The organism is Kribbella sp. VKM Ac-2569 (genome assembly GCF_004216905.1).
Taxonomy (GTDB): Bacteria; Actinomycetota; Actinomycetes; order Propionibacteriales; family Kribbellaceae; genus Kribbella.
This window is the reverse complement of record NZ_SGXJ01000001.1, coordinates 390,209-414,457: the sequence shown is the minus strand read 5'-3', so window position 1 is coordinate 414,457 and position 24,249 is coordinate 390,209. Positions and strand designations below refer to the sequence as shown.

The following is a 24,249-nucleotide window of genomic DNA, read 5'->3' as shown; positions in this document are numbered from 1 at the left end:
GCTGCGAGGGCGGTCGGGGGAGAGAGATTGTTACGGACAGTGACGTCCGCAATGCGGTTGTGACGCGCGGAACATCGAGCGGACTTGAAGAACCGACTACCGTATGTCCACGGTCTGCGAGTCGGCTGGCACGCGGTGTTCGGGTGGCCTACTGTCTTGCGACCAGTCCGCTTCAGTCTCCGACGGAAGGCAGGGGGTAGCTGACCATGGCTACATCGGCACGGAAGAAGTCCGCCCCCCAACGTTCTGCCGCGGCCAAGAAGAGCGCCGCCGGCAAGCAGTCCGAACCGGTCCAGAAGGCGACGGCTCGCAACGGTGCGGCGAAGACCTCGCCGGCCAAGAAGACCTCCGCGGTGAAGAAGTCGTCATCGACCACCGCGGCCAAGAAAACAGCGGCTAAGACCCCTGCCAAGAAAGCTCCGACGAAGAGGGTGGCCATGAAGACGAACGAGAACAGGACCCCGGCGACGGCGCCGGCGAAGTCCGCAGCGCACACGGCCGAGACCTTCAAGGTGAAGCCGGGCGAGGACCCGTGGACCGCTGCCGAGCTGGCCGAGCTGCGCGCGGAGCTCGAGGGTGAGGTCGAGCACCTCAAGCAGGAGATCAAGGACGCCGAGCAGGAGATCGCGGGCCTGTTCCGGGACGGCAGCGACGGCGCCGGCAACGACCAGGCGGACGTCGGCTCCACGACCCTCGAGCGGTACCACGAGCTGACGCTGGCCAACAACGCCCGCGACATGCTGAACCAGATCGAGTTCGCGCTGACCCGGATCGACGACGGCACGTACGGCGTCTGCGACAACTGCGGCAACGCGATCGGCAAGGGTCGGCTGCAGGCGTTCCCGCGTGCGACACTGTGCGTCTCATGCAAAGAACGCCAGGAACGCCGCTGAACGACGCCGCCTCGTCCCACCAGGTGGGGGACGCAGACTCACCGGAACCGGCCGACGACCCGTCGGCCGGTTCTCCGTCGTCGCCGGCCGGGCACTCCCGGAAATGGACTGTGCTCTTCGGCGGGGTCGGGCTGCTGGTCCTGCTCCTCGATCAGGTGACCAAGGCGCTCGCTCTGGCGCATCTGACGCCGGGGGAACCGGTGAACGTGATCGGTTCGCTGCTCAAGTTCAACCTGATCCGGAACTCCGGTGCCGCGTTCAGCCTCGGTGCCGGCTACACGCCGTACATCAGCGCGGTCCAGATCACCGTGGCGCTCGGCGTCGTCTACCTGTCCCGCAAGCTCGGGTCGATGGGCTGGGCGGTGGCTTTCGGGCTGCTGTTCGGCGGTGCGGTCGGGAACATCCTGGACCGGATCTTCCGTGAGCCGTCGCCGTTCCACGGGCACGTGGTCGACTTCCTGCAGACCCCGCACTGGGCGATCTTCAACGTCGCGGACATGGCGGTGACGTCAGCCGCCGTACTGCTGGTGATCCAGACGCTGCGCGGCATCAGGCTCGACGGGACGAGGGAGCACCGCCAGTGACCTCCCGGACCGTGATGGTTCCCGACGGTCTCGCGGGGGAGCGGCTGGACGCCGCCCTGTCGCGGCTGTTCGGTGTCTCCCGGACGAAGGCCGCCGAGCTGATCGAGTCCGGCCTGGTCCAGGTCGACGGCGCCACGGCGCCGAAGTCGTCCCGGGTCGCGGCCGGTGTCCTGCTCGACGTCGAGCTGCCGGCGCCGCCGTCCGAGGTGACCGTCGTACCGGAGACCGTCGACAACCTGCGGATCGTGTACGACGACGACGAGATCGTCGTCGTGGACAAGCCGGTCGGCGTCGCCGCGCACCCGTCGCCCGGGTGGACCGGCCCGACCGTGATCGGGCACCTGGCCGGCGCGGGCTTCAATATCTCCACGAGCGGGGCGGCCGAGCGCAAGGGCATCGTGCACCGGCTCGACGTCGGGACGTCCGGGCTGATGGTGGTCGCGAAGACCGAGTACGCCTACACCGTCCTGAAGCGCGCCTTCAAGGAGCGCACGGTCAAGAAGATCTACCACGCGCTCGTGCAGGGTCATCCCGACCCGTTCACCGGTACGGTCGACGCGCCGATCGACCGGCACCCGCACCACGACTACAAGTTCGGCGTGGTGGCCGGCGGGAAGCCGAGCATCACGCACTACGAGACCCTCGAGGCGTTCCGGTACGGGACCCTCCTGGAGATCACCCTCGAGACCGGCCGCACCCACCAGATCCGCGTCCACATGTCGGCGATCGGCCACCCATGCTGCGGTGACCTGACGTACGGCGCCGACCCGGTCCTCGCCGAACGCCTCGGCCTCACCCGCCAGTGGCTGCACGCGATGCGCCTCGGCTTCAACCACCCCGGCACGGGCGAGTACGTCGAGTTCACCTCGAAGTACCCCGAAGACCTGGACCAGGCGCTGGACCTCCTCGTCGACGCTCAATGAAGCTCTACCTCTCGTCCTTCCGCCTCGGCGATCACCCTGAACATCTGGTCGCCCTCCTCCCACCGGCTGCCCGCGTCGCCGTCAGCTGCAACGCGATCGACGCGGAGGATCCCGCGGTACGTCGCGAGAAGGTCGCCGATGAGATCGGCCGGCTGACAGAGCTGGGCCTGCGTGCCGAGGAGTTCGACCTGCGGACGTCGGCCGACTTCACGACGTACGACGGCGTGTGGGTCCGCGGCGGCAACGTCTTCGTGCTGCGTGCCGCGATGGCACGTTCCGGCGCAGACCAGGTCCTCCCCGGGCTGATCCGCACCGAGAAGCTTGTGTACGCCGGGTACAGCGCCGGACCCTGCGTCCTCGCGCCGAGCCTGCGAGGTCTCGAGCTGTGTGACGACCTGACGGCGGTGGACGGTGAGGTCACCTTCGACGGCCTCGGGGTGCTCGACCAGGCGATCGTTCCCCACCTCGACTCACCTGGCCACCCCGAAACCGAACTGCTGGCCAAGGTGGCTGCCCTGTACGAACGAACCGGCGTACCCCACCTGAAGATGCGCGATGGCCAGGCGCTCGTCGTGAACGGCGACCATCGAGAACTCGTCTAGAGCCGATCGACGAGCCTGACCACGGCCGCGATCACCTCCGGCCCATGGGCCAAGGAGGTGTCGTTGTGGTCCGCTCCGGGGATCTCGACCACATCCTTCAGCACCGGCGCGGCCTCGGCCACGGAGCGGCTCTGCTCCGGTGGTACGACGGAATCCGAGCCGCCGTAGACCACTGCGACCGGTACCTTCAAACCGGCCAACCGCTCCGCCAGTGGGAACTCGTCCCGCAGCAACAGCCTGACCGGGAGAAATGGATAGTGCTCCCGTCCCACCGACGCGAGATCGACGAACGGCGAACGCAGTACGAGCCCTGCCGGCGGGATCTCGGACGCCAGTTCGGTCACCACAGCAGCCCCGAGGCTCTCACCGAAGTACACGGTCCGCTCAGGCGGTACGCCGTACTCGCCCAGATACCGTTGCGCCGCCCGCACGTCGCGCGCGAGACCTTCCTCACTGGGGCTCCCGTCGTTCCCGCCGTACCCGCGATAGTCGAACAGCAACACGGTCAGCCCTTGCGCGGCCAGCGCTTGCGCGAGCGGTGCCCGCCCGGCCCGATTCCCGCCGTTCCCGTTGGCGACCAGTACGGCGACGCCACGGTCAGGTGCTCGAGGAGGTAGCAGCCAAGCACCCAGTCGCACGCCGTCGCTCGCCTCGAGCACCACGTCCTCGACACCTGCTCTGGCGGTCACAGCCGACGTGTCGGGCAGGTAGATCAGCTGCCTCTGGAAGCCCCACGTCAGAGCCAGCAGCAACAGCACTACCGACACCGCGATCAGCCCCAACCGCACCATGTTGTTCAGTGTGCGCCCTGAGCCGGTCTCAACAGCGCCGATCCGGCCTACGCTGAGGCATGGCGGGGTCGAAGCCGGCGGCGTCGGCTCGTGGCCGGTTGCCGGCCGAGCTGACGAGTTTCGTAGGGCGGCGTCGCGAGCTGACTGCCACCAGGCGACTGTTGTCGAGCAGCCGGCTCCTGACCCTGACCGGTTCCGGTGGGGTCGGGAAGACCCGGCTGGCGCTCCGGATGGCCACGGAGGTACGGCGTACGTTCGCCGACGGCGTGTGGTTCGTCGAACTCGCCGCGCTGCGGGACGCCGGTCTGCTCGGGCTCACGCTGGCGAATGCGCTCGAGCTGAGTCAGGTCTCGGCGAATCCGACCGCGGATCTCGCGGAGTACCTGGAGGACAAGCACCTGCTGCTGGTGCTCGACAACTGTGAGCAAGTGGCCGAGGCGTGCGCCGTGATCGTCAGCAAGCTGCTCGCGGCCGCACCCCAGCTCCGGATTCTCGCCACCAGCCGGCATGTGCTCGGAGTGGAAGGCGAGCAAGTCCTGTCGGTGCCTCCGCTGTCGACGCCACCCGAGGAGGCCCCGGCGGCCGACGCCGACCAGTACGAGTCACTGGTTCTCTTCACGGATCGGGCCCGCGCGGTGCTGCCCGAATTCGTGATCGACGAGACCAACCGGGCCCAGGTGATCGAGGTGTGCCGGCGGCTGGACGGCGTACCGCTGGCGCTGGAGCTCGCGGCGGTCTGGATGCGGACCTTGTCGCTGTCGCAGATCATCGATCGGCTCGAGGACCGTTTCAGGCTGCTCACGAGCGGGCGATCGGCCGGCCCGCCGAGGCAACAGGCATTGGACGCTGCCGTCGGCTGGAGCTACGACCTGTGCTCGCCGGCGGAGCGGATGCTCTGGGATCGACTGTCGGTCTTCTCCGGCGGATTCGACCTGGAGGGCGCGGAGGAGGTCTGCTCGGGTGACGGCATCGCCCGCGACGACGTGCTCGGCCTGGTCGCCGGCCTGTTGAACAAGTCGATCATCACCCGCCGTACGGCCGGTGCGCACCCGACCGCCTGGTACGAGATGCTCACGACGATCAGCCAGTACGGCGGCCTGCGACTGGCCGACCGGACTCGCGAGTACCGGCTCCGGCACCGCGATCACTACCGGACCCTGGCCGCGCAATGGCAGACGGACAGCTTCAGCCCGCGGCAGGGCGACTGGTACCTGCGGATGCGGCGCGAGCACGACAACGTGCGGGCCGCGCTGGACTTCTGCCTGGCCGAGCCGGGCGAGGGCCCGGCCGCGCTGGAGATCGCGGCCCCGATCTGGAACTTCTGGTTCGCCGGTTTCCTGCGCGAGGGCCACCGCTATCTGACCCGCGCGCTCGATGCCGCGCCGGAGCAGACACGGGTCCGGGCGATGGGGCTGTGGGCGGGCAGCTACCTCGCGATGTTCCTCGGCGAGGCGGATCAGCTCAGCCGGTTGCTGACCGAGTGCGAGGAGCTCGCCGAGCGGTACGACGATGATTGGCTGCGGGCCCGGATCGCGGAGGTGTTGGGGCACGCGGCGATCTACCAGGGTGATCTGACCGGAGCCATCGACCGCCTGGAGCCGGCACTGGCCGGCTATCGCGCCGTCGGGGACTCGCTCGGTGAGTTCGACGTCTTGATCCTGTTGTCTGCGGCAACGTTCTTCCTGGGGGATCCGCGGGTCGGGGAGTTCAGCCGGGCGGCGTACGACCTGGCCGTGGCCCATGGCGCCGAGTCGTCGAAGGCGTACGCGCTGTGGAGCGTCGGGATCGTGCAATGGCGTGATCACGATCAGGTCGCGGCGGCGACGCGGTCGCTCCGGGAAGCGATCCGGCTGTGGCAGCCGCTGAACGACCGCACCGGCATCGGGTTCTGCGTGCAGGCGCTGTCCTGGTGCGGCGGGTCCGCGGCGCCGGACGAGAACGCGGCTCGCCTGATGGGGGCCTCGCGGGCCGTGTGGCGCTCCAGCGGTGCGCATGTCGACGAGACCACGCCGTACAGCCAGTTCGACGACCGGACCGAGGCGCGGATCCGGAGCGCGATCGGCGACGCCGCGTTCGACAGTGCGTTCGCGCGCGGCGCGGCGTACTCCTTCGAGCGGGCTGTCGCGCTGGCGCTGGGGGAGGAGACCGAGCCCGAACGGACGGCGAAGCCCGGGATGGCCGGACGGCTGACGCGCCGCGAGTACGAGATCGCGGTCCTGATCGGCGATGGGCTGAGCAACCGGGAGATCGCCGTTCGCCTGGTCATCTCCCAGCGCACCGCCGAGACCCACGTCGAGCACATCCTCAGCAAGCTCGGCTTCGCCTCCCGTGCGCAGGTCGGGCGCTGGCTCGCCGAACACCCCGACCGGTAGAGCGCTCTCTCCGTACCGAAATACGTAGGTGTCCCGATGCCTTCGGTGCCGGGTCTGGCAATCCTTGCTGACAACGTTGCCCCTCACACCGTTGCCGAGGTCCTGGATGTCTGCCGAGACGAGTCGCCCACCGCTGCACTGGTGGCGAAGCGCCGTGGTCTACCAGGTCTACGTGCGCAGCTTCGCGGACTCCGACGGTGACGGTATCGGCGACCTGGACGGTGTCCGGGCCCGGTTGCCGTACCTGCGCAGCCTCGGCGTCGACGGGCTGTGGCTGAACCCGTTCTACCCGTCACCGCTGCACGACCACGGGTACGACGTCTCGGACTATCGCGGCGTCCACCCGGACTACGGGACGCTGGACTCCTTCGACCGGCTGGTCCGCGACGCCCATCGCCTCGACCTCAAGGTGATCGTCGATGTCGTGCCGAACCACTGCTCCATCGAGCACCACTGGTTCCTGGCGGCGCTCGCGGCCGGTCCCGGGAGCCCGGAGCGGGACCGCTTTCATTTCGCGGACGGTCAGGGCGACGAACCGCCGAACAACTGGCGGTCGATCTTCGGTGGGTCCGCCTGGCAGCGGGTCCCCGACGGCCAGTGGTACCTGCACACGTTCGCCGCCGAGCAGCCCGACTTCAACTGGCGGCACCCCGAGGTCTCGTCGTACTTCGAGGAGGTGCTGCGCTTCTGGCTCGACCGCGGCGCGGACGGCCTGCGGATCGACGTCGCGCACGGGCTGCACAAGGCCGAGGGGCTGCCGGACCACGAGCACGCCGGCCACGACGAGCTGACCGGCGACCCGATCAACCCGCACACCTGGAACCAGCCCGAGGTGCACGACGTGTGGCGCAGCTGGCGAGCTGTCGCGGAGGAGTACACGCAGCGGACCGGCCGGGAACGGGTCCTGATCGGCGAGGTCGGCCTGCTCGACACCGAGCAGCTCGCGCGCTACCAGCGCCCGGACGAGCTGCACCAGACCTTCTTCTTCGAGTTCCTCCGCGCCGCCTGGGACGCGCCGGCGCTGTACGACGTGATCGACCGGGGGCTCGAGACGATCGCCGGGTCCGGATCCTCCGTCGCCTGGGTGCTGAACAACCACGACATGCCGCGGTCGGTCACCCGGTATGCCGGAGGTGCACCGGGCGCCGGACCCGGCGATCTGGACCTCGGCTTGGCCCGGGCCCGGGCTGCCGCGTTGCTCATGCTGGCGCTGCCGGGATCGTCGTACCTTTATCAAGGTGAGGAGCTCGGCCTGCCGGAGGTGACCGATCTGCCGGAGCATCTGCTCACCGATCCGATGTTCCACCGCACCGGCGGGGTCCGGCGAGGACGAGACGGCTGCCGCGTCCCGTTGCCATGGACGGCGGAGCACGACGTGTTCGGCTTCTCACCGGACGGCTCGGCCGGTACGACCTGGTTGCCGCAGCCGGACTGGTTCGCGGAGCACGCGGTGGACCGGATGCTCGACCGCGGCGACTCGATGCTGCACCTGTACCGGGAGGCGCTCGCTCTGCGCCACCGCCTGCCCGCACTCGGGTCGGACGACTTCTGCTGGCTGCCGACCGAGCCCGGCGTACTGGCGTTCACCCGCGGCGACGGCTTCGCCTGCGTCGTCAACTGCTCGCCCAAGCCGGTCTGCAACCCGGTGGACGGCCCCCTGCTCCTCGCCAGCAACCCTGAGGCCGGCGAGAAGCTCCCCCCGAACAGCGCCGCCTGGATCCTGCTGGAGGCCGAGGCGTGACGCGTCCATTGGCTCTCGGCTACATCCGGGCACGCGTGCAGACGACCGCCGACGAAATCGCCGCGGTGAAAGTGGACCTGGCGGCGTTCGCCCTGGCCGAAGGGCTCGCCCTCGGCACCGTCTATCTCGAACACCCGCGGACCGCGCCGGCCGCGTTCGAGGCGCTGCTGGACGAGGTCCGCAGCGACAACGACGTCTGGGTCGTGGTGGTGCCGACCCCGCAGCACCTGACCGACGGCGGTCTCCAGGTGATGAGACGAGACCTGGAGCACCACGGCGCGGTGCACGTGATGGTCGCGGCAGCGACCCCCTGAACCGGCTGACCTGGCGTCCCTGAGACCCCTGCTCGACGCCAGGTCGGCCGCTCCACCCCTTGTCGCACCCCGTTCGGGGCGCCCGGATAGCGGGCGGTGGCGGGCTTGACGGTGAGCCGATTCAGAACTGTCCCCGGGCCCGCATAGGCTGTGCTGGTCCACCTGAATCGCGCCCTGGGAGGTCTGCGTCGATATGGCGTCCAGCGACAGTTTTGTGCATCTCCATGTGCACACGGAGTACTCGATGCTGGACGGCGCCGCGCGGATCGACGAGTTGTTCAAGACGGCCCAGGAGATGGGCATGCCGGCGATCGCGACCACGGACCACGGGTACGTGTTCGGCGCCTACGAGTTCTGGAAGACCGCGAAGAAGTACGACGTCAAGCCGATCATCGGCGTCGAGGCGTACCTGACGCCGCACACGCACCGCAGCGAGCGGAAGCGGGTCAAGTGGGGCGACGCGAACGCCGGCCGTGACGACGTCTCGGGCTCGGGTGCGTACACCCACATGACGCTGCTGGCGAAGAACACCTCCGGCATGCACAACCTGTTCAAGATGAGCTCGCTGGCCAGCCTCGAGGGCTACTACTTCAAGCCCCGGATGGACCGCGAGCTGCTCAACACGTACGGCCAGGGCCTGATCGCGACCACCGGCTGCCCGTCCGGCGAGGTGCAGACCCGGCTCCGGCTGGGGCAGTACAAGGAGGCCGTCGAGGCCGCCGCGGAGTTCCGCGACATCTTCGGCCGCGAGAACTACTACTGCGAGCTGATGGACCACGGCCTCGGCATCGAGCGGAACATCCAGGGCGACCTGCTGAAGCTGGCCAAGGAGCTCGGCCTCCCGCTGGTCGCGACCAACGACCTGCACTACACCAAGCCCGAGGACTCGATCGCGCACGCCGCGCTGCTGTGCGTCCAGTCCGGCTCGACGCTGTCCGACCCGAACCGGTTCAAGTTCGACGCGAACGAGTTCTACGTCAAGACCGCGGCCGAGATGCGCGAGGTCTGGAAGGACTTCCCGGAGGCGTGTGACAACACGCTGCTGATCGCCGAGCAGTGCGACGTGAGTTTCACCGAGGGCGAGGGCCGGTTCATGCCGCGCTTCCCGTGCCCCGAGGGCCACAACGAGGAGTCGTGGTTCGTCGCCGAGGTGGAGACCGGCCTGCACTTCCGGTATCCCGAGGGGATCCCGGACGACGTCCGGAAGCGGACCGACTACGAGATCGAGGTCATCGTCTCGAAGGGGTACGCCGGGTACTTCCTGGTCGTCGCCGACTTCATCAACTGGGCCAAGGCGAACGGCATCCGGGTCGGCCCGGGCCGTGGCTCCGGCGCCGGCTCGATGTGCGCGTACGCGATGAAGATCACCGATCTCGACCCGCTGCTGCACGGTCTGTTCTTCGAGCGCTTCCTGAACCCGGAACGTATGTCGATGCCCGACTTCGACATCGACTTCGACGACCGTCGCCGCCCCGAGGTGATCCGCTACGTCACCGAGAAGTACGGCGACGACCGGGTCGCGATGATCGTCACCTACGGCACCATCAAGGCCAAGCAGGCGATCAAGGACGCCGGCCGGGTGCTGGACTACCCGTTCGCGATGGGTGACCGGATCACCAAGGCGATGCCGCCGGCGGTGATGGGCAAGGACGTCCCGCTGTCCGGCATCTTCGACCCGCAGCACAAGCGGTACTCCGAGGCCGGCGAGTTCCGCCAGCTGTACGAGGGCGACCAGGACGTCCGCAAGATCGTCGACACCGCCCGCGGCCTGGAGAACCTGAAGCGCCAGTGGGGTGTGCACGCGGCCGGCGTGATCATGTCCAGCGAGCCGCTGATCGAGCTGATCCCGATCATGCGCCGCGAGCAGGACGGCCAGGTCATCACCCAGTTCGACTACCCGAGCTGCGAGACGCTCGGCCTGGTCAAGATGGACTTCCTGGGCCTGCGGAACCTCACGATCATGGACGACGCGGTCAAGAACATCGAGGCCGCGCACGGGATCTCGGTCGACCTCGACAAGCTGAGCAAGGACCTCGACGACAAACCGACGTACGACCTGCTGGCGCGGGGTGACACGCTCGGCGTCTTCCAGTTCGACGGCGGGCCGATGCGGGCGCTGCTGCGGCTGATGAAGCCGGACAACTTCGAGGACATCTCCGCGAGTACGGCGCTCTACCGGCCGGGCCCGATGGGTGCGAACAGCCACACCAACTACGCGCTCCGCAAGAACGGGCAGCAGGAGATCAGCTACCCGCACGACGAGCTCGCGGTCGCGCTCGAGCCCGTGCTCGGCGTCACCTACGGCCTGATCGTGTACCAGGAGCAGGTGATGGAGATCGCCCAGCGCCTGGCCGGCTACACGCTCGGCAAGGCGGACCTGCTCCGCCGGGCGATGGGCAAGAAGAAGCGCGAGGTGCTGGACGCGGAGTACGTCGGCTTCGAAGAGGGCATGAAGTCGAACGGGTTCTCCGACGCGTCGATCAAGGCGCTGTGGGACGTCCTGCTGCCGTTCTCCGACTACGCGTTCAACAAGGCGCACTCCGCGGCGTACGGGCTGGTCTCGTACTGGACCGCGTACATGAAGGCGAACTATCCGGCGGAGTACATGGCCGCCGTCCTGACGTCCGTGAAGGACGACAAGGACAAGATGGCCATCTACCTGAACGAGTGCCGCCGGATGGGCATCAAGGTGCTACCGCCGGACGTCAACGAGTCGGACTCGAACTTCACCCCGGTCGGCACCGACATCCGCTTCGGCCTGTCCGCGATCCGCAACGTCGGCGTGAACGTGGTCGCCGAGATCGTCGGGGCCCGCGAGGAGAAGGGCCGGTTCACCGACTTCGTCGACTTCATCGACAAGGTGCCGCTGCCGGTCTGCAACAAGCGCGTGATCGAGTCGCTGGCCAAGGCCGGCTCGTTCGACTCGATGAGCCACGCCCGCCGGGCGATCGTCGCGGTGCACGAGCAGGCCGTCGACGAGGCCATCGACCTGAAGCGGAACGAGGCACACGGCCAGTTCGACCTGTTCTCGATGGGCGACGACGACGCGGACGAGGGCGAGGGCAACAGCCGCCTGACCGTGACCGTCCCGGAGATCGAGGAGTGGGACAAGGCCACCAAGCTGGCGCACGAGCGCGACATGCTGGGCCTGTACGTGTCCGACCACCCGCTGTTCGGCGTCGAGCACGTGCTCACCAACGGCAGCGACTGCACGATCGGTCAGCTGCTCGCCGACGAGGAGCGGCCGGACGGCAGCCGGGTGACGATCGGCGGCCTGGTGACCGCGGTCCAGCGGAAGGTGAACAAGCGCGGTGACATCTACGCGATCGTCACCATCGAGGACCTCGAAGGTTCGATCGAGGTGATGATGTTCTCCTCGGCGTACCAGCTGCACGCGCACCTGCTCACCAACGACGCGATCATCCTGATGAAGGGCCGGGTACGCCGCCGCGAGGACCGGCTCGAACTGAGCGGCGACGAGGTCGTCGTCCCCGACCTCACCGAGGGCCCGAGCGGCCCGGTGGTCCTGACGATGCCGGTCAACCGCTGCACCCCACCGGTCGTCGACCAGCTGAAGGACATCCTGACGTCCCACCCCGGCATGACCGAGGTCCACCTACGCCTCCAGGCCCGCCAGAAAACCACCGTGATGCGCATCGGCGACCGCTTCCGCGTAACCCCCACCTCATCCCTCATGGCCGACCTGAAAGCCCTCCTGGGGCCCTCCTGCCTGGCCAGCTGATCGATTGTGGAACCCATGCGTCACACTGGCGTCGTGAGTCAACCGGAGTCGTCCCAGTCGTCGCCGTACCTGGCATCGCCGTCGTACAACCCGTTCGGGGCGCCGGTGGTGGAGGAGGCTCGATTGCCGTGGGCCAAGGCGGTTCTGGTGACCGTGGTGGTGTTTCTGGTCGCGGGAGTGGTGGCCGGGTGGGCGTGGCAGCAGTTCTCGCCGTTGGCGCAATACACCGTCGACGAGCAGGGTGGCGCGCTGGGCGAGGAGCAGATGACCCGGATCTTCGGGCCGGACGGGACGTTCACCGCGATCGGGTTCGTGGCGGCCGTGGTGCTCGGCGCCGCGTTGTTCTGGTGGCTGCGTAACTACGGTCCCTGGTCGGTGGCGATCGTCACGCTCGGTGCGTGCCTTGGTGCCGGAGTGTCGTGGGGTGTCGGCATGCTGCTCGGGCACGACCCGCTCGAGCCGCGGCTGCGGGCCGCTCACCCGGGTGATCTGGTCGCGGCCCCGCTGGAGCTGCACACCTGGACTCCGGCGGCTTCCTGGCTGGTCGGCGCCGCGCTGGCGTGCGCGATCATCGCGGCTACCACCTGGCGCGCGGACCCGGTTGCAACCACTTCGCAACCTGCTGCGTCCGACTCTGGACCGCCGGTCCACTAGCCTTTGCAGGTCCGGCGGTGAGGCCACCGGAGCCAGCGAGGGAGCATATGTCCGACCAGAACCAACCACCCACGTACCCAGGTGCCGGCGGTCAGCAGCCGCAGTACGGTCCGCCGCAGGGTCAGAACCCGCAGGGGCAGAACCTCTGGCCCCAGCAGGGTCAGCAGGGCCCGCAGCCGGGTCAGCAGGGTTACCCGCAGCAGGGCCAGCAGTACGGCGGCCCGCAGCACGGTGCTCCGCAGCAAGGCCAGCAGTACGGTGGTCCGCAGCAAGGCGGCCCGCAGTACGGCGGTCCTCAAGGTCCGCAGGGTCCTCAGCCCGGTGCGCCGTACGGTCAGGGTGGCTACGGCCAGCAGGGCCAGCCGGGTCAGGCGTCGTACGAGCAGATGCATGTCGGTGGGCAGCCACCCCAGGGTCCCGGGTACGGCGGTCCGCAGCAGTGGCAGCCGGAGCCGAAGAAGAAGCGCGGCAAGCTGATCCCGATCGTCGCCGCACTGGCGATGGTGCTGGTGGTCGCGGGCGGCGGCATCTTTGCCTACGGCAAGCTCGGTGGCGGCGGTAAGCAGCCGTCCGACGTCCTGCCGGGCACCGCGGTCGGTTACGTCCGCGTGGACCTGAACCCGTCCGCCGGCCAGAAGGTCGCGGCGATCCGGTTCATGATGAAGTTCCCGTCGGTGAAGGACAACCTCGGCCTCACCAGTGACCAGGACGACCTGAAGCAGAAGCTGTTCGAGCAGATCAAGAAGTCCGCCGGCGACGACCTCGCCGACGTCGACTACGCCAAGGACATCAAGCCGTGGCTGGGTGACCGCGCCGGGTTCGCCGCGCTGCCGCCGACCGAGGGCAAGGACGAGCCGGTCCCGGTGGTCGCGGTTCAGGTCACGGACGAGGACGCCGCGACCAAGGGCATGGACAAGCTGCTGGCGAACGAGGACGAGAAGCCCGGTCGCGCGTTCAGCAACGGCTACATGATCCTCGGTGAGAACCAGGCGACCGTCGACTCGGCCGTCGCCACGGCGAAGGACAACCCGCTGACCAAGAACGCCAAGTTCAGCGCGGACATGGACAAGCTCGGCGAGCAGGGCTTCATCTCGGGCTGGGCGGACGCCAAGGGCCTGGCCTCGATCAGCGGCAAGGTCGACTCCGGCCAGCTGTCCGGTCTCGGTGACGCCAGCGCAGCGGTGGCGCTGCGGTTCGACGCGTCGTACGTCGAACTGAAGGGCATCGCGCACGGCGACAAGAGCGTCAAGGTGGGTGCTGCCGACGCGGGTGACCTGGTCACGAAGCTGCCGGACGGTACGGCCGGCGCGATCGCGATCTCCGGTGGCGAGAACCTGATCGACACCGCCTGGGCGCAGGTGCAGAAGGCAGGCGGCGACAAACTCCAGCCGATGATCGACGAGATCGCCCAGGAGACCGGCCTCAAGCTCCCGGAGGACCTGAAGAGCCTGGCCGGCAAGAACCTGTCGGTCTCGATCGACAAGGACACCGCCGACGGCCCGAAGATCGCAGCCCGGATGGAGACCGACCCGGCGAAGGCCGAGCCGGTGGTGCAGAAGCTGACCACGCTGCTCCGCGAGCGTTCGTCGGCCAACATCCCGATCGAGACCGCGAAGGACGACGACACGCTCGTCGTCTCGACCAGCAAGGACTACGCCGACCAGGTGCTGAAGGGCGGCAACCTCGGTCAGACCGAGAACTTCAAGCAGGCGCTGCCCGACACCAAGGGCGCGGTGATGATCGGGTACGTCGACTTCGAGGCGGCCGGCTCGGTCAGCGACCGGTTCTCCGACGACAAGGACCTGGCCGCGCTCCGCTCGGCCGGCATCGTGACCCGCTCCACCGGCGACGGCGAAGCGGAGATCACCCTGCGGGTCGTCGCGAAGTAGTAATCACGCTGCACAAAAGAAGCCTCGGACCGCCGCGTCCGGGGCTTCTTTCGTGGGCGATGTCGAAAACCGCGGATCGGGTTCTACCTCCTGGTGAAAGCACCTCTTCACGAGAAGGAGAACCAGGATGAACCACATCAGCGAGATCAGGACCGTCGGCGTTCCGGTGACCGATCAGGACCGGGCGGTGGCGTTCTACACCGACACCCTGGGCTTCGAGTTGCTGATGGATGCGCCGCTGCCGCAGTTCGGCGGGCGGTGGATCACGGTCGCGCCGGCCGGCTCGTCCGCGAGCATCGCGCTTGTCCCCGCGAGCGACGGCAACCCGGCCGGCGTGGACACCGGCATCCGGATGGCCAGCCCAGACGCGAAGGCGGCCCACGAGCACTTCCTCGGCGCGGGCGTGGACACCGACGAACTGCTCGAATGGCCAGGCGTCCCGCCGATGTTCAGCCTCCGCGACCCCGACGGAAACCGCCTCTACATCTCCCAGGCCTGACTCAGACGAGGACGTGTCCGCCGTCGACGCTGACGATCGAGCCGGTCGCGTACGGCTGGTTCATCAGGTAGACGTAGGCGGCGGCGATGTCCTCGGGTTCGCCGACGCGTTGGACGGGGAGGTGGCGGGCGGTCTCGTCGTACTCGAGGGCGCCGCGCCACAACGGCGTACGGACGACACCGGGTTTGACGGCGTTGATGCGGAGCGGGGCGAGTTCGACGGCGAGGGCGCGGACGAGGGAGTCCACCGCGCCGCAGATACTCGCGGCGACCGACCAGCCGGCGCCGGGCCGGTCCGCGGCGGCGCCGGTCGTGAGTACGACGGAACCGCCCGGACGGAGCTTCGGTACGGCGGCACTCACGGCACCGAGCGCACCGAAGTACCGCAGCTCGAACGCCGCCCGCGCCTGGGCGAGGTCCATCGTGCCGACCTCGAGCAACGCCAACGCCTCCCCGGCCGTGAAGACGAGGTGGTCGAATGGCTCCAACCCAGTGAAGAACGCCGCAACCGCAGCGGAGTCGGTGAGGTCGACGGCGGCGCCGATGGCCGAGCCGGGGAGGGTCGCCAGCGCCTTCTGCACCGACTCCGGGTTGCTGGAGGCAACGATCACGGTTGCACCCTGGGCGGCGGCGAGTTCAGCGGTCGCGAGCCCGATCCCCGACGTACCACCGAGGACGACGACGCGTTGGTCCTGCAGAGTCACGGAACTGCCTTTCGTGGTTGGGATTTCCCTTCCACGATGCGGCCGTCCGGACGCCGGCGTCCAAGACCTGTTCCGGTCGCTGTAATACCCTGAAGGTATTATGGATCTCGATCTCCGCAAGCTCCGGTACTTCGTGGCCGTCGCCGAGGAACTGCACTTCGGGCGCGCGGCCGAGCGGCTGCACATCGCGCAGCCCGTGCTGTCCCGGCAGATCCGCGCACTCGAGGACGAGGTCCGGGCGCAGTTGTTCGTGCGGACCAAGCGAGCCACCGAACTGACGTCGGCCGGTCGCCAGTTGCTGGACGACGCCCGTCCGCTGCTGGCCGCCGCGGACGCCGCCCGGCGCAGGGTCGCGCTCGCCGCGCGTGGCTCGAAGACGTTCACGATCGGCTTCATGCCGGGGCTCACTGTGACCGAGGCGGTCCGCGCGCTCGGTGCGACGCACCCCGACCTCGAGATCGAGCTGATCCGGACCACGTGGGACGACCAGGTCGACGTACTGCACGACGGGCGAGTGGACGTGAGCATCGTCCGGCTACCGATCGATCAGGCCGGGCTGACCGTTCGCCCGCTGTTCGAGGAGCCACGGGTCGCCACGCTCCCGGCCGATCATCGCCTGGCCGGCAAGCCCGTCATCGACATCACCGACCTCGCCGGCGAGCACCTGCTGCAGGACCCGGACGCCGTACCGGAATGGCGCGACATCGCCGTCGAGCTTCGCACCCGGACGGCGAAGCCGGTCCCCGTCCTGCGCAGCGTCGAGGAGAAACTCGAACACGTCGCCGCCGGCCGCGGCGTCTCGATCATCCCGTTGTCCGTCGCGACGTTCTACCAGCGCCCCGACGTGGTCACGGTCCCGGTCGACAACCTCGCCCCGAACACGGTCTGCCTGGCATGGATCGCCAGCCGGCGTTCCCGGTTGGTGCACGAATTCGCCGATCTCGCTCCAACCGTCACTTGGACGCCATAGGCGGTGTCATGATCAGGGGATGAGGTGGAGCGCAGCCGCCCTCCTGGTGATTGCGGCGGTGGTGGGGTGCTCTGGTGGGGGAGAGGTACCGACACCCGCGCCGGACACGCCTGCCTCCGTGGGCACCTTCCCGGTCCCGGCCACGCAGACTCTCGATCCCGCGAAGGCCGGCGCCTTGCAGGACGTGCTGGCCAGGATCGTCGAGTTCCCGGACAGCCCGTCCGGTTCGCGGGGCGCCACCGTCACGGTGATCACCGATCACTGGACCTGGTCGGGCGCGGCCGGCACGGACAGCCGCGGTACGCCGCTGCGCCCGGACACCAGCATGGCGGTTGCCAGCATCACCAAGACGTTCCTTGCGGCGGAGGTGATGCTGCTCGCGAACGCTGGGAAGCTCAGCCTCGACGTGCCGCTCTCGCGGTACGTGCAGCACAAGCTGACCGCCAACAACGCAACCGTTCGCCAGCACCTCTCGATGACGTCCGGCGTTCCGGACTTCCAGTCGGATGACGTCGCTCGGGTGGACAAGGCGGTCGCTGCGGCGCCGGGCAGGCATTGGCGGCTCGCACAGTCGCTGGACTACTACACTTCGGCAGTCAACGTGCCGAACAGCCCGTACAGCTACAGCAATCCCAGTTACGCGCTGCTCGGCCTCCTGATCGAGAAGGTCACCGGGCAGCCACTCGCCACCGCGCTCCGCCGCGACCTGGCGCTGCCGGCCGGTCTGCGGCACCTTGCCTTCCAGGATGCGGAGAAGCCGCAGCCGCCGGTCGCAGGCGACCGCAACGAGTCGTGCGGGCAGCCTGACGGCTTCCTCCCGTGCCGTGCGTTCGCCAGCGCGATCGCACCGTTCGGCGGGGTCGCCGCCGATGCGCCGACGGTCGCCCGCTGGGGTTACCAGCTGTACGGCGGCCGCATCCTGCCGCCGGACCTGGTCCGCCAGATGACCGCGGGCGACGGCGAGTACGGGCTCGGAACGATGCGGTTCACGCGGCAGTTCGGCCTCGGCGACGCCTACGGTCATGGCGGTGACCTGCCTGATCACACCAGTCTGTTGGTCGTGATCCCCGAGAAGAAGCTCTCGATCGCGCTGGTCCTCGCCGACGGCGGGCGGCACATCGGCCGGCCGATGGGCGACCTGACGACGGCCGTCCAACCGCTCCTCAGGTGACCTCAGCGACGAACCCGGTACCGGATGTGCGTTGCCCGGGGAGTGTCGATCACGCGGACGATCTCGAGTTCGACGCGTTCGGGGAGTACGTCGAACAGTCGCAGACCGCTGCCGAACAGGACCGGCACCTGGCTGAGCTGCAGCTCGTCGAGGAGCCCGGCTGCCAACGCCAGCTGTGCGGTGACCGCGCCGTGGACCAACACGTCCTTGTCGCCGGCCGCCGCCTTGGCCTGCGCCATCGCGGTCTCGATGTCGCCCACCACGTGGACGTTCTCGTAGTCCACCGGTGACGGGTCGCGGCTGAGGACGAAGATCGGTACGCCGTGATGGTCGCCGCCGTAGTAGTCGACCTGCTCCGCCGTACGACGGCCGACCAGGATCGCGCCCGTGGCGTTCAGCTCGTCCCAGATCTCGCCAGGCTCACCGTCCGGGCGGCCCACCTCGCCGTCCGCGTCCAGGTACCACTCGTGCAACCGCATGAAGTCGTCGCCGCCGGGATTGCCCGGCCGGTCGTCCGGCCCGGCGATGTAGCCGTCGGCGGACATCGACATCAACAGCACGGATGAGGACATGAGCGTTCTCCAGTCTTCGCGGGCACGGTTGGTCCGCACCTGTGCCTAGGCGTCGAAGACCGCGAGCACGATTCGACATCACTCCGCGGCCAATGTCTCCAGCACACCGTCGCCGTACTTGGTCAGCTTGTTCTCGCCGATGCCGCTGATCGTGCCCAGCTCGGCCAGCGACGACGGCTGGTCGGTCGCGATCTGGCGCAGAGTCGCGTCGTGGAAGATGACGTACGCCGGGACACCCTGCTCCTTGGCCACGGCCGCCCGCCACGCGCGCAACCGCTCGAACACCGGCGCCGCCTCCGGTGGCAGATCGGCCGCCGCCTTCTTCTTCCCGCCCGACGATCTACTCGAAGACCGGACTCGCTCGGGCTCGCGGCGCATCATCACGTCGCGCCGCTTGCCGAGCACCTCGCCGCTCTCCTCGGTCAGCACGAGCGTTCCGTAGTCGCCCTCGACGGCGAGCAACCGCAGCGCCAGCAACTGCCGGACCACTCCGCGCCACTCGGTGTCCTTCAACTCGGTGCCGATCCCGAACACTGTCAGCTCGTTGTGCCGGAACTGCTTGACCTTGTCGGTCTCCTTGCCGAGCAGGATGTCGACCAGTTGCCCGGCGCCGAACTTCTGTCCGCGCTCATGCTGCAGCCGATAGACCGTCGACAGCAGCTTCTGCGCCGCGATCGTCCCGTCCCACGACTCCGGCGGCGTCAGGCACGTGTCGCAGTTCCCGCACGTCTCGCCGTGCTGACCGAAGTACGCCAGGAGCTGCGACCGCCGGCATTGCACGGTCTCGCACAGCGCCAGCATCGCGTCGAGATGCGAACCCAGCCGCCGTCGATGCGCGAGGTCGCCCTCGGACGTGTCGATCATCTTCCGCTGCTGTACGACGTCCTGCAGCCCGTACGCCAGCCACGCCGTCGAGGGCAGCCCGTCCCGCCCCGCGCGACCGGTCTCCTGGTAGTACCCCTCGACCGACTTCGGCAGATCGAGATGCGCGACGAACCGGACGTCCGGCTTGTCGATCCCCATCCCGAACGCGATCGTCGCCACCACGACCAGCCCGTCCTCGCGCAGGAACCGCGACTGGTTCGTCGCACGCGTCCGGCTGTCCAGGCCCGCGTGGTACGGCACGGCCTCGATCCCGTTCTGGGTCAGGAAGGCCGCGGTCTTCTCGACACTGTTGCGGGACAGGCAGTACACGATGCCCGCGTCGCCGGCGTGCTCGGTGCGGAGCAGGTCGAGCAACTGCCGCTGCGGGCTGTCCTTCGGGACGATCCGGTACTGGATGTTCGGCCGGTCGAAGCTCGCGACGAAGTGCTTCGCCTCGTTCAGCTTCAGCCGGGTCGCGATCTCCTGATGCGTCGCCTCGGTCGCCGTCGCGGTCAACGCGATCCGCGGTACGTCGGGCCAGCGCTCGTGCAACTCGGACAGCATCAGGTAGTCCGGCCGGAAGTCGTGGCCCCACTGCGACACACAGTGCGCCTCGTCGATCGCGAACAGCGCGATCTTGCCCTGGTCGAGCAGCCGCACGGTCGCGTCGACCCGGAGCCGCTCCGGTGCGAGGTAGAGCAGGTCCAGCTCACCGGCCAGGAACGCCTGCTCGACCTCTCTCCGCTGCTCGAAATCCTGGGTGGAGTTGAGGAATCCGGCCCGTACGCCGAGCGCCGTCAGCGCATCCACCTGGTCCTGCATCAGCGCGATCAGCGGCGAGATCACCACGCCGACACCGGACCGGACCAGCGACGGGATCTGGTAGCACAGCGACTTGCCGCCGCCGGTCGGCATCAGCACCAGCGCGTCACCGCCCGCGACGACGGTGTCGATGATGTCGGCCTGCTCACCGCGGAAGGATTCGTACCCGAACACCCGCCGGAGGACCTGAAGGGCTTCGGAATCGGGCAGCTCGGTCGTCTCACTCACGTCGGCGAGTTTAGTGAGATCGCGCCGACGATGCTGGCGCGATCGCCGGACCCTGTGGATTACGGGTGAAATCGGCCGGCAGGGCCGGGAGTTCCTCGGTCATCCACTGCCGCGGCGAGCAGCCCGCGATCGCCCGGAACTCACGGGTCAGATGCGACTGGTCGGCGTACCCGACGGCGGCCGAGAGCTCCGCCAGCCGGGTGCGTGGATGCCGGCGCAGGTAGCTGGTGACGCGCTCGAAGCGCAGCACCCGGGACGTGACCTTGGGCGCCAGGCCGAACTCGGAGGTGAACCGGTCGGTGAGGTGCCGCCGGCTCCAGCCGACCTCGGTCGCCAGCTCCTGTACGCCGATTGCGCCGCCCGACATGCACAGTCGCTGCCATGCCCAGTCGAGCTCGGGACGGACCGCACCATGCGGGCGCGCGCCGAGCCGCTGCAGCAACATGTCCTCGAGCACATCGAAGCGAGCCGACCAGCTCGTCTCCGCACGCAGGTGCTGGGTCAGCTCGCGGGCCGGTCGGCCGAGCACGTCGTCGAGCCCGACGACCGCCGACGCGAGCTCACCCGGCGGCAGCCCGAAGAGCACGCGTGCGGCCGCGGGAGTGAGTGACAGCTGCACACCGGCCCGGCTGGGCGTCTGACCGATCTGCACGGCGGTGGAGTGCAACCCGCCGACCAGTGCGTCGTACTTCTCCACCGGACCGCCCGGCCACGCGACGCCCAGCGGCTCATCGAGCGTGACGACGAGCGTCAGGTAGCGCGACGGCAGCCCGCGGTGCAGGTCCGGGGGATCGGCGTCGTACGCATACCCGATGACGTCTCCGACGTACGGGCGCAGCGCAGCGTGCAGCGGACGCGTGCGGTGCTCCATCCCGGCCATGGATCCAGACTAGAGCCGGCCACGGACAGAACCGGCCCTCCAGGATCCGGGACCCGCGTACCGCCATCCGGACGAGCGTGGCAGGATCGGTAGCCACGTACACGTGTAGCAAGGAGATGTCGTCGTGCCCGCTCTCAGGTCCCGCACAGTCACCCACGGCCGCAACATGGCGGGCGCCCGCGCGCTCATGCAGGCCTCCGGGGTAGCCCGGGAGGACTTCGGGAAGCCGATCATCGCGGTGGCGAACAGCTTCACCGAGTTCGTCCCCGGCCACACGCACCTCGCCCCGGTCGGCCGGATCGTGTCCGAGGCGATCCACGCGGCCGGCGGGATCGCCCGCGAGTTCAACACGATCGCCGTCGACGACGGGATCGCGATGGGCCACGGCGGCATGCTCTACAGCCTGCCGTCCCGGGACCTGATCGCCGACTCGGTCGAGTACATGGTCGAGGCGCACTGCGCGGACGCACTGGTGTGCATCTCGAACTGCGACAAGATCACGCCCGGCATGCTGATGGCGGCGCTCCGGCTGAACATCCCGACCGTGTTCGTCTCCGGCGGCCCGATGGAGGCCGGCCGCGCGACGCTCGTCGACGGCACGGTCCGCAAGCTCGACCTGATCGACGCGATGTCCGAGGCCGTCAACGAGAACGTCTCCGACGCCGACATCCTGCGGATCGAGGAGAACGCCTGCCCGACCTGCGGTTCCTGTTCCGGCATGTTCACCGCGAACTCGATGAACTGCCTGACCGAGGCGATCGGCCTCTCGCTGCCGGGCAACGGCTCCGTGCTGGCCACCCACACCGCTCGCAAGGCGCTGTACGAGAAGGCCGGCGAGACCGTCGTACGGATCACCCAGCGGTACTACGACAATGACGACGCCACCGTGCTGCCGCGGAACGTCGCGTCCAAGGAAGCGTTCGAGAACGCGATGGCCCTGGACATCGCGATGGGCGGGTCGACCAACACGATCCTGCACCTGCTGGCGGCCGCGCAGGAGGCGGAGGTCGGCTTCGACCTCGACGACATCAACGCGGTCTCGCGGAAGGTCCCGTGCCTGGCGAAGGTCGCGCCGAACGTCGCGCCGCAGGGCACGTACTACATGGAGGACGTGCACCGCGCCGGCGGCATCCCGGCCATCCTCGGTGAGCTGCACCGCGCCGGCCTGCTGAACCAGGACATCCACACCGTGCACAGCGACTCGATCGACGAGTGGCTGAAGACGTGGGACCTGCGCGGCGGATCGCCGTCGCCGGAGGCCGTCGAGCTGTGGCACGCGGCTCCGGGCTGCAAGCGGTCGGCAACCGCGTTCTCGCAGTCGGAGCGGTGGGAGACGCTGGACGACGACGCGGCGAACGGCTGCATCCGGGACCGCGAGCACGCGTACTCCAAGGACGGCGGTCTCGGCGTCCTGAAGGGCAACCTGGCCGTCGACGGCTGTGTCGTGAAGACGGCCGGTGTGGACGAGTCGATCTGGACGTTCGAGGGTCCCGCGGTGGTGTGTGAGTCGCAGGAAGAGGCCGTCGAGAAGATCCTGGCCAAGCAGGTCCAGCCGGGCGACGTCGTCGTGATCCGGTACGAGGGCCCGAAGGGCGGTCCGGGCATGCAGGAGATGCTGTACCCGACGTCGTTCCTGAAGGGCCGCGGTCTCGGCAAGGTCTGCGCACTCGTCACCGACGGCCGCTTCTCCGGCGGTACGTCGGGACTCTCGATCGGGCACGTGTCGCCCGAGGCGGCGTCCGGCGGGACGATCGCGCTGGTCCAGGACGGCGACCGGATCAAGATCGACATCCCGAACCGGTCGATCGAACTGCTGGTCGGCGACGACGAACTGGCCGCGCGCGAGGCGGCACTCGGCGGCGTCTATGCCCCGAAGAACCGCGACCGCAAGGTCACCACCGCCCTCCGCGCCTACGCCGCTATGGCCACCAGCGCCGACAAGGGCGCCGTCCGCGACATCAGCAAGCTGGGGTGACGGGCGAGGCCCTGCCGGGCGGCCGGTTCGCCAAGCCGGTGCGGCAAGGTGACACGGTGCACCGCCGGAGGAGTACGGCGAACACGCACGCACTGCTCCGGCATTTCGAGCAGGTCGGATTCGACCTGGCGCCACGGCTTGTTGCTGCGGACGGTGAGACGGAGACGCTCTCCTACCTCCCCGGGACCACCGGATACCCACCGCTGTCCGAGGAGCTCCGGTCGGATCAGGCGCTGGTGAGTGTGGCCCGCGCGATCCGCCGGCTCCACGATGCGACCGAGGGGTTCGAGCCGGTCGATCCAGCCGACTGGCACGAGCTCGAGGTCGCGACGCCGGTTCGGATCGACTGCATCGGGCACCACGATCTGGCCCCGTGGAATCTGGTCTTCGACGGATCGGAGGTCACCGGGATCATCGACTGGGACACGATCCGCCCGTCGAACCGCCGGTGGGATCTCGCGTACGCCGCGCATCAGTTCGTGCCGTTCCACCCGCCGGCCTCGCTCGAGCCTTTCGGCTGGCCGGAGGAGCCCGACCGGGCCCGCCGGCTGCGTCTGTTCTGCGACTCCTACGGACTCGGGGTCGCGCCGGCCGAGTTGGTGGATCTGATCGGGATCAGGCTGCTGTCGTTCGCGGCGTACATCGACCAGCAGGTACGGGCGGGGGACCCGGCGTTCGACGTACACCGGGAAGAGGATCACGCGGGCGGGTACCGAGCGGCCGCGGCGTACGTGCTGGCGAACCGGGCGGCGTTGCTAGAACTCTAGATCGAACGCCAGGTTGATGGCCTCGGCCAGGGCTGGTTCCTGGTCGGGGTGGAGGTAGCCGATCAGGCGGCCGAGCTGGGACTTCGGGATGGTCTGGATGTTGTCGCAGGAGATCGCGCTGGGGTGATCGAGGCCGTTGTCAGGCCCCACCAGGACCTCGGTGGACAGGCCGCGGATCGTGCTGGTGATCGGGGCGACCGTCACGTTGGTGAGGCGCGGCCGGATCAGTTCACGGGTCAGCACGACCACCGGCCGGGGTTTGTCGAGCCGGGCGATGTGCAGTGGGCGCACGA

Annotated in this window: 22 protein-coding genes; 15 read left to right on the top strand and 7 right to left on the bottom strand. The window is 68.8% G+C overall.

The annotated features are described in order from the left end of the window. The first annotated feature begins 206 nt into the window (after positions 1-206). Genes EV649_RS01880 through EV649_RS01865 form a run of 4 tightly spaced genes read left to right on the top strand, consistent with a single transcriptional unit; the run spans position 207 to position 3,002 of the window. On the top strand, positions 207-893 hold the full coding sequence (locus EV649_RS01880) for a TraR/DksA C4-type zinc finger protein (RefSeq protein ID WP_130379847.1): 687 nt from the start codon (positions 207-209) through the stop codon (positions 891-893). Next, positions 866-1,477, top strand: a complete 612-nt coding sequence (gene lspA, locus EV649_RS01875) for a signal peptidase II (protein ID WP_130379845.1) — start codon at positions 866-868, stop codon at positions 1,475-1,477. The genes EV649_RS01880 and lspA overlap by 28 nt, the downstream gene beginning before the upstream one ends. 14 nt (positions 1,478-1,491) lie before the next feature. Further along, on the top strand, positions 1,492-2,400 hold the full coding sequence (locus EV649_RS01870) for an RluA family pseudouridine synthase (protein WP_130383474.1): 909 nt from the start codon (positions 1,492-1,494) through the stop codon (positions 2,398-2,400). Further along, the gene (locus EV649_RS01865) at positions 2,397-3,002 is read left to right on the top strand and encodes a Type 1 glutamine amidotransferase-like domain-containing protein (protein ID WP_130379843.1); all 606 of its coding nucleotides are present in this window, start codon (positions 2,397-2,399) and stop codon (positions 3,000-3,002) included. Before EV649_RS01870 ends, EV649_RS01865 begins: the two co-directional genes overlap by 4 nt. Here EV649_RS01865 and EV649_RS01860 read toward each other — a convergent pair. Further along, complete coding sequence (locus EV649_RS01860) at positions 2,999-3,793, bottom strand: alpha/beta hydrolase (RefSeq protein ID WP_130379841.1); 795 nt, start codon at positions 3,791-3,793, stop codon at positions 2,999-3,001. The genes EV649_RS01865 and EV649_RS01860 overlap by 4 nt on opposite strands. A 59-nt stretch (positions 3,794-3,852) precedes the next feature. Between EV649_RS01860 and EV649_RS01855 the strand changes: the two genes are divergently transcribed. The 5 genes from EV649_RS01855 (at position 3,853) to EV649_RS01835 (ending at position 12,616) form a co-directional block, all read left to right on the top strand. Continuing rightward, the gene (locus tag EV649_RS01855; RefSeq protein WP_130379839.1) at positions 3,853-6,165 is read left to right on the top strand and encodes a LuxR C-terminal-related transcriptional regulator; all 2,313 of its coding nucleotides are present in this window, start codon (positions 3,853-3,855) and stop codon (positions 6,163-6,165) included. A gap of 106 nt (positions 6,166-6,271) precedes the next feature. Continuing rightward, positions 6,272-7,906, top strand: a complete 1,635-nt coding sequence (locus EV649_RS01850; RefSeq protein ID WP_130379837.1) for an alpha-amylase family glycosyl hydrolase — start codon at positions 6,272-6,274, stop codon at positions 7,904-7,906. Then, a complete protein-coding gene (locus tag EV649_RS01845) occupies positions 7,903-8,220 on the top strand; it encodes a hypothetical protein (protein WP_130379835.1) in 318 nt (105 codons plus the stop codon). The genes EV649_RS01850 and EV649_RS01845 overlap by 4 nt, the downstream gene beginning before the upstream one ends. Positions 8,221-8,413: 193 nt before the next feature. Then, positions 8,414-11,962, top strand: coding sequence for a DNA polymerase III subunit alpha (dnaE, locus tag EV649_RS01840; protein ID WP_130379833.1), 3,549 nt, complete (start codon positions 8,414-8,416; stop codon positions 11,960-11,962). A gap of 33 nt (positions 11,963-11,995) precedes the next feature. Next, positions 11,996-12,616 (top strand): hypothetical protein, encoded by a 621-nt coding sequence (locus tag EV649_RS01835; RefSeq protein ID WP_241997660.1) that lies wholly within the window; start codon positions 11,996-11,998, stop codon positions 12,614-12,616. On the opposite strand, the gene EV649_RS41410 is transcribed toward EV649_RS01835, so the two are convergent. Beyond that, entirely contained in the window at positions 12,613-13,008 is a 396-nt protein-coding gene (locus EV649_RS41410; protein ID WP_241997659.1) for a hypothetical protein, read from the bottom strand. The genes EV649_RS01835 and EV649_RS41410 overlap by 4 nt on opposite strands. On the opposite strand from EV649_RS41410, the gene EV649_RS01830 reads away from it, so the two are divergent. Beyond that, positions 13,003-14,505 (top strand): DUF3352 domain-containing protein, encoded by a 1,503-nt coding sequence (locus tag EV649_RS01830; RefSeq protein ID WP_241997658.1) that lies wholly within the window; start codon positions 13,003-13,005, stop codon positions 14,503-14,505. The two genes, EV649_RS41410 and EV649_RS01830, sit on opposite strands and share 6 nt — an antisense overlap. Positions 14,506-14,632: 127 nt before the next feature. Beyond that, on the top strand, positions 14,633-15,004 hold the full coding sequence (locus EV649_RS01825; protein WP_130379827.1) for a VOC family protein: 372 nt from the start codon (positions 14,633-14,635) through the stop codon (positions 15,002-15,004). A gap of 1 nt (position 15,005) precedes the next feature. Here EV649_RS01825 and EV649_RS01820 read toward each other — a convergent pair whose 3' ends face one another. Next, positions 15,006-15,707: an SDR family oxidoreductase gene (locus tag EV649_RS01820; protein WP_130379825.1), complete on the bottom strand. Its 702-nt coding sequence runs from the start codon at positions 15,705-15,707 to the stop codon at positions 15,006-15,008. 100 nt (positions 15,708-15,807) lie between these two features. Here EV649_RS01820 and EV649_RS01815 point away from each other — a divergent pair, with 100 nt between their 5' ends. Continuing rightward, positions 15,808-16,677, top strand: a complete 870-nt coding sequence (locus EV649_RS01815; protein ID WP_130379823.1) for a LysR substrate-binding domain-containing protein — start codon at positions 15,808-15,810, stop codon at positions 16,675-16,677. A 19-nt stretch (positions 16,678-16,696) separates the two neighbouring features. Continuing rightward, on the top strand, positions 16,697-17,848 hold the full coding sequence (locus EV649_RS01810; RefSeq protein ID WP_130379821.1) for a serine hydrolase domain-containing protein: 1,152 nt from the start codon (positions 16,697-16,699) through the stop codon (positions 17,846-17,848). A 2-nt stretch (positions 17,849-17,850) separates the two neighbouring features. On the opposite strand, the gene EV649_RS01805 is transcribed toward EV649_RS01810, so the two are convergent. The 3 genes from EV649_RS01805 to EV649_RS01795 form a co-directional block, all read right to left on the bottom strand. Then, complete coding sequence (locus EV649_RS01805) at positions 17,851-18,420, bottom strand: dihydrofolate reductase family protein (protein WP_130379819.1); 570 nt, start codon at positions 18,418-18,420, stop codon at positions 17,851-17,853. A gap of 78 nt (positions 18,421-18,498) precedes the next feature. Further along, positions 18,499-20,334, bottom strand: a complete 1,836-nt coding sequence (gene recQ / locus EV649_RS01800) for a DNA helicase RecQ (RefSeq protein WP_130379817.1) — start codon at positions 20,332-20,334, stop codon at positions 18,499-18,501. Between the two features lie 10 nt (positions 20,335-20,344). Beyond that, a complete protein-coding gene (locus EV649_RS01795) occupies positions 20,345-21,214 on the bottom strand; it encodes a helix-turn-helix domain-containing protein (protein WP_130379815.1) in 870 nt (289 codons plus the stop codon). Positions 21,215-21,338: 124 nt separating this feature from the next. On the opposite strand from EV649_RS01795, the gene ilvD reads away from it, so the two are divergent. Together ilvD and EV649_RS01785 are read left to right on the top strand one after the other, a co-directional pair. Then, complete coding sequence (ilvD, locus tag EV649_RS01790) at positions 21,339-23,189, top strand: dihydroxy-acid dehydratase (RefSeq protein WP_130379813.1); 1,851 nt, start codon at positions 21,339-21,341, stop codon at positions 23,187-23,189. Continuing rightward, positions 23,186-23,956, top strand: a complete 771-nt coding sequence (locus EV649_RS01785; protein WP_130379811.1) for an aminoglycoside phosphotransferase family protein — start codon at positions 23,186-23,188, stop codon at positions 23,954-23,956. Before ilvD ends, EV649_RS01785 begins: the two co-directional genes overlap by 4 nt. On the opposite strand, the gene EV649_RS01780 is transcribed toward EV649_RS01785, so the two are convergent. Then, entirely contained in the window at positions 23,945-24,247 is a 303-nt protein-coding gene (locus EV649_RS01780; protein WP_130379809.1) for a type II toxin-antitoxin system PemK/MazF family toxin, read from the bottom strand. The genes EV649_RS01785 and EV649_RS01780 overlap by 12 nt on opposite strands. Positions 24,248-24,249: the final 2 nt, after the last annotated feature.

Excerpts from the sequence above, each read along its gene's own strand:
- EV649_RS01880 (WP_130379847.1), top strand. The coding sequence starts at position 207 with ATGGCTACATCGGCACGGAAGAAGTCCGCCCCCCAACGTTCTGCCGCG.
- lspA (WP_130379845.1), top strand. The coding sequence starts at position 866 with ATGCAAAGAACGCCAGGAACGCCGCTGAACGACGCCGCCTCGTCCCAC.
- EV649_RS01870 (WP_130383474.1), top strand. The coding sequence starts at position 1,492 with ATGGTTCCCGACGGTCTCGCGGGGGAGCGGCTGGACGCCGCCCTGTCG.
- EV649_RS01865 (WP_130379843.1), top strand. The coding sequence starts at position 2,397 with ATGAAGCTCTACCTCTCGTCCTTCCGCCTCGGCGATCACCCTGAACAT.
- EV649_RS01860 (WP_130379841.1), bottom strand. The coding sequence starts at position 3,793 with ATGGTGCGGTTGGGGCTGATCGCGGTGTCGGTAGTGCTGTTGCTGCTG.
- EV649_RS01855 (WP_130379839.1), top strand. The coding sequence starts at position 3,853 with ATGGCGGGGTCGAAGCCGGCGGCGTCGGCTCGTGGCCGGTTGCCGGCC.
- EV649_RS01850 (WP_130379837.1), top strand. The coding sequence starts at position 6,272 with ATGTCTGCCGAGACGAGTCGCCCACCGCTGCACTGGTGGCGAAGCGCC.
- dnaE (WP_130379833.1), top strand. The coding sequence starts at position 8,414 with ATGGCGTCCAGCGACAGTTTTGTGCATCTCCATGTGCACACGGAGTAC.
- EV649_RS01830 (WP_241997658.1), top strand. The coding sequence starts at position 13,003 with ATGCATGTCGGTGGGCAGCCACCCCAGGGTCCCGGGTACGGCGGTCCG.
- EV649_RS41410 (WP_241997659.1), bottom strand. The coding sequence starts at position 13,008 with ATGCATCTGCTCGTACGACGCCTGACCCGGCTGGCCCTGCTGGCCGTA.
- EV649_RS01825 (WP_130379827.1), top strand. The coding sequence starts at position 14,633 with ATGAACCACATCAGCGAGATCAGGACCGTCGGCGTTCCGGTGACCGAT.
- EV649_RS01815 (WP_130379823.1), top strand. The coding sequence starts at position 15,808 with ATGGATCTCGATCTCCGCAAGCTCCGGTACTTCGTGGCCGTCGCCGAG.
- EV649_RS01810 (WP_130379821.1), top strand. The coding sequence starts at position 16,697 with ATGAGGTGGAGCGCAGCCGCCCTCCTGGTGATTGCGGCGGTGGTGGGG.
- EV649_RS01805 (WP_130379819.1), bottom strand. The coding sequence starts at position 18,420 with ATGTCCTCATCCGTGCTGTTGATGTCGATGTCCGCCGACGGCTACATC.
- EV649_RS01795 (WP_130379815.1), bottom strand. The coding sequence starts at position 21,214 with ATGGCCGGGATGGAGCACCGCACGCGTCCGCTGCACGCTGCGCTGCGC.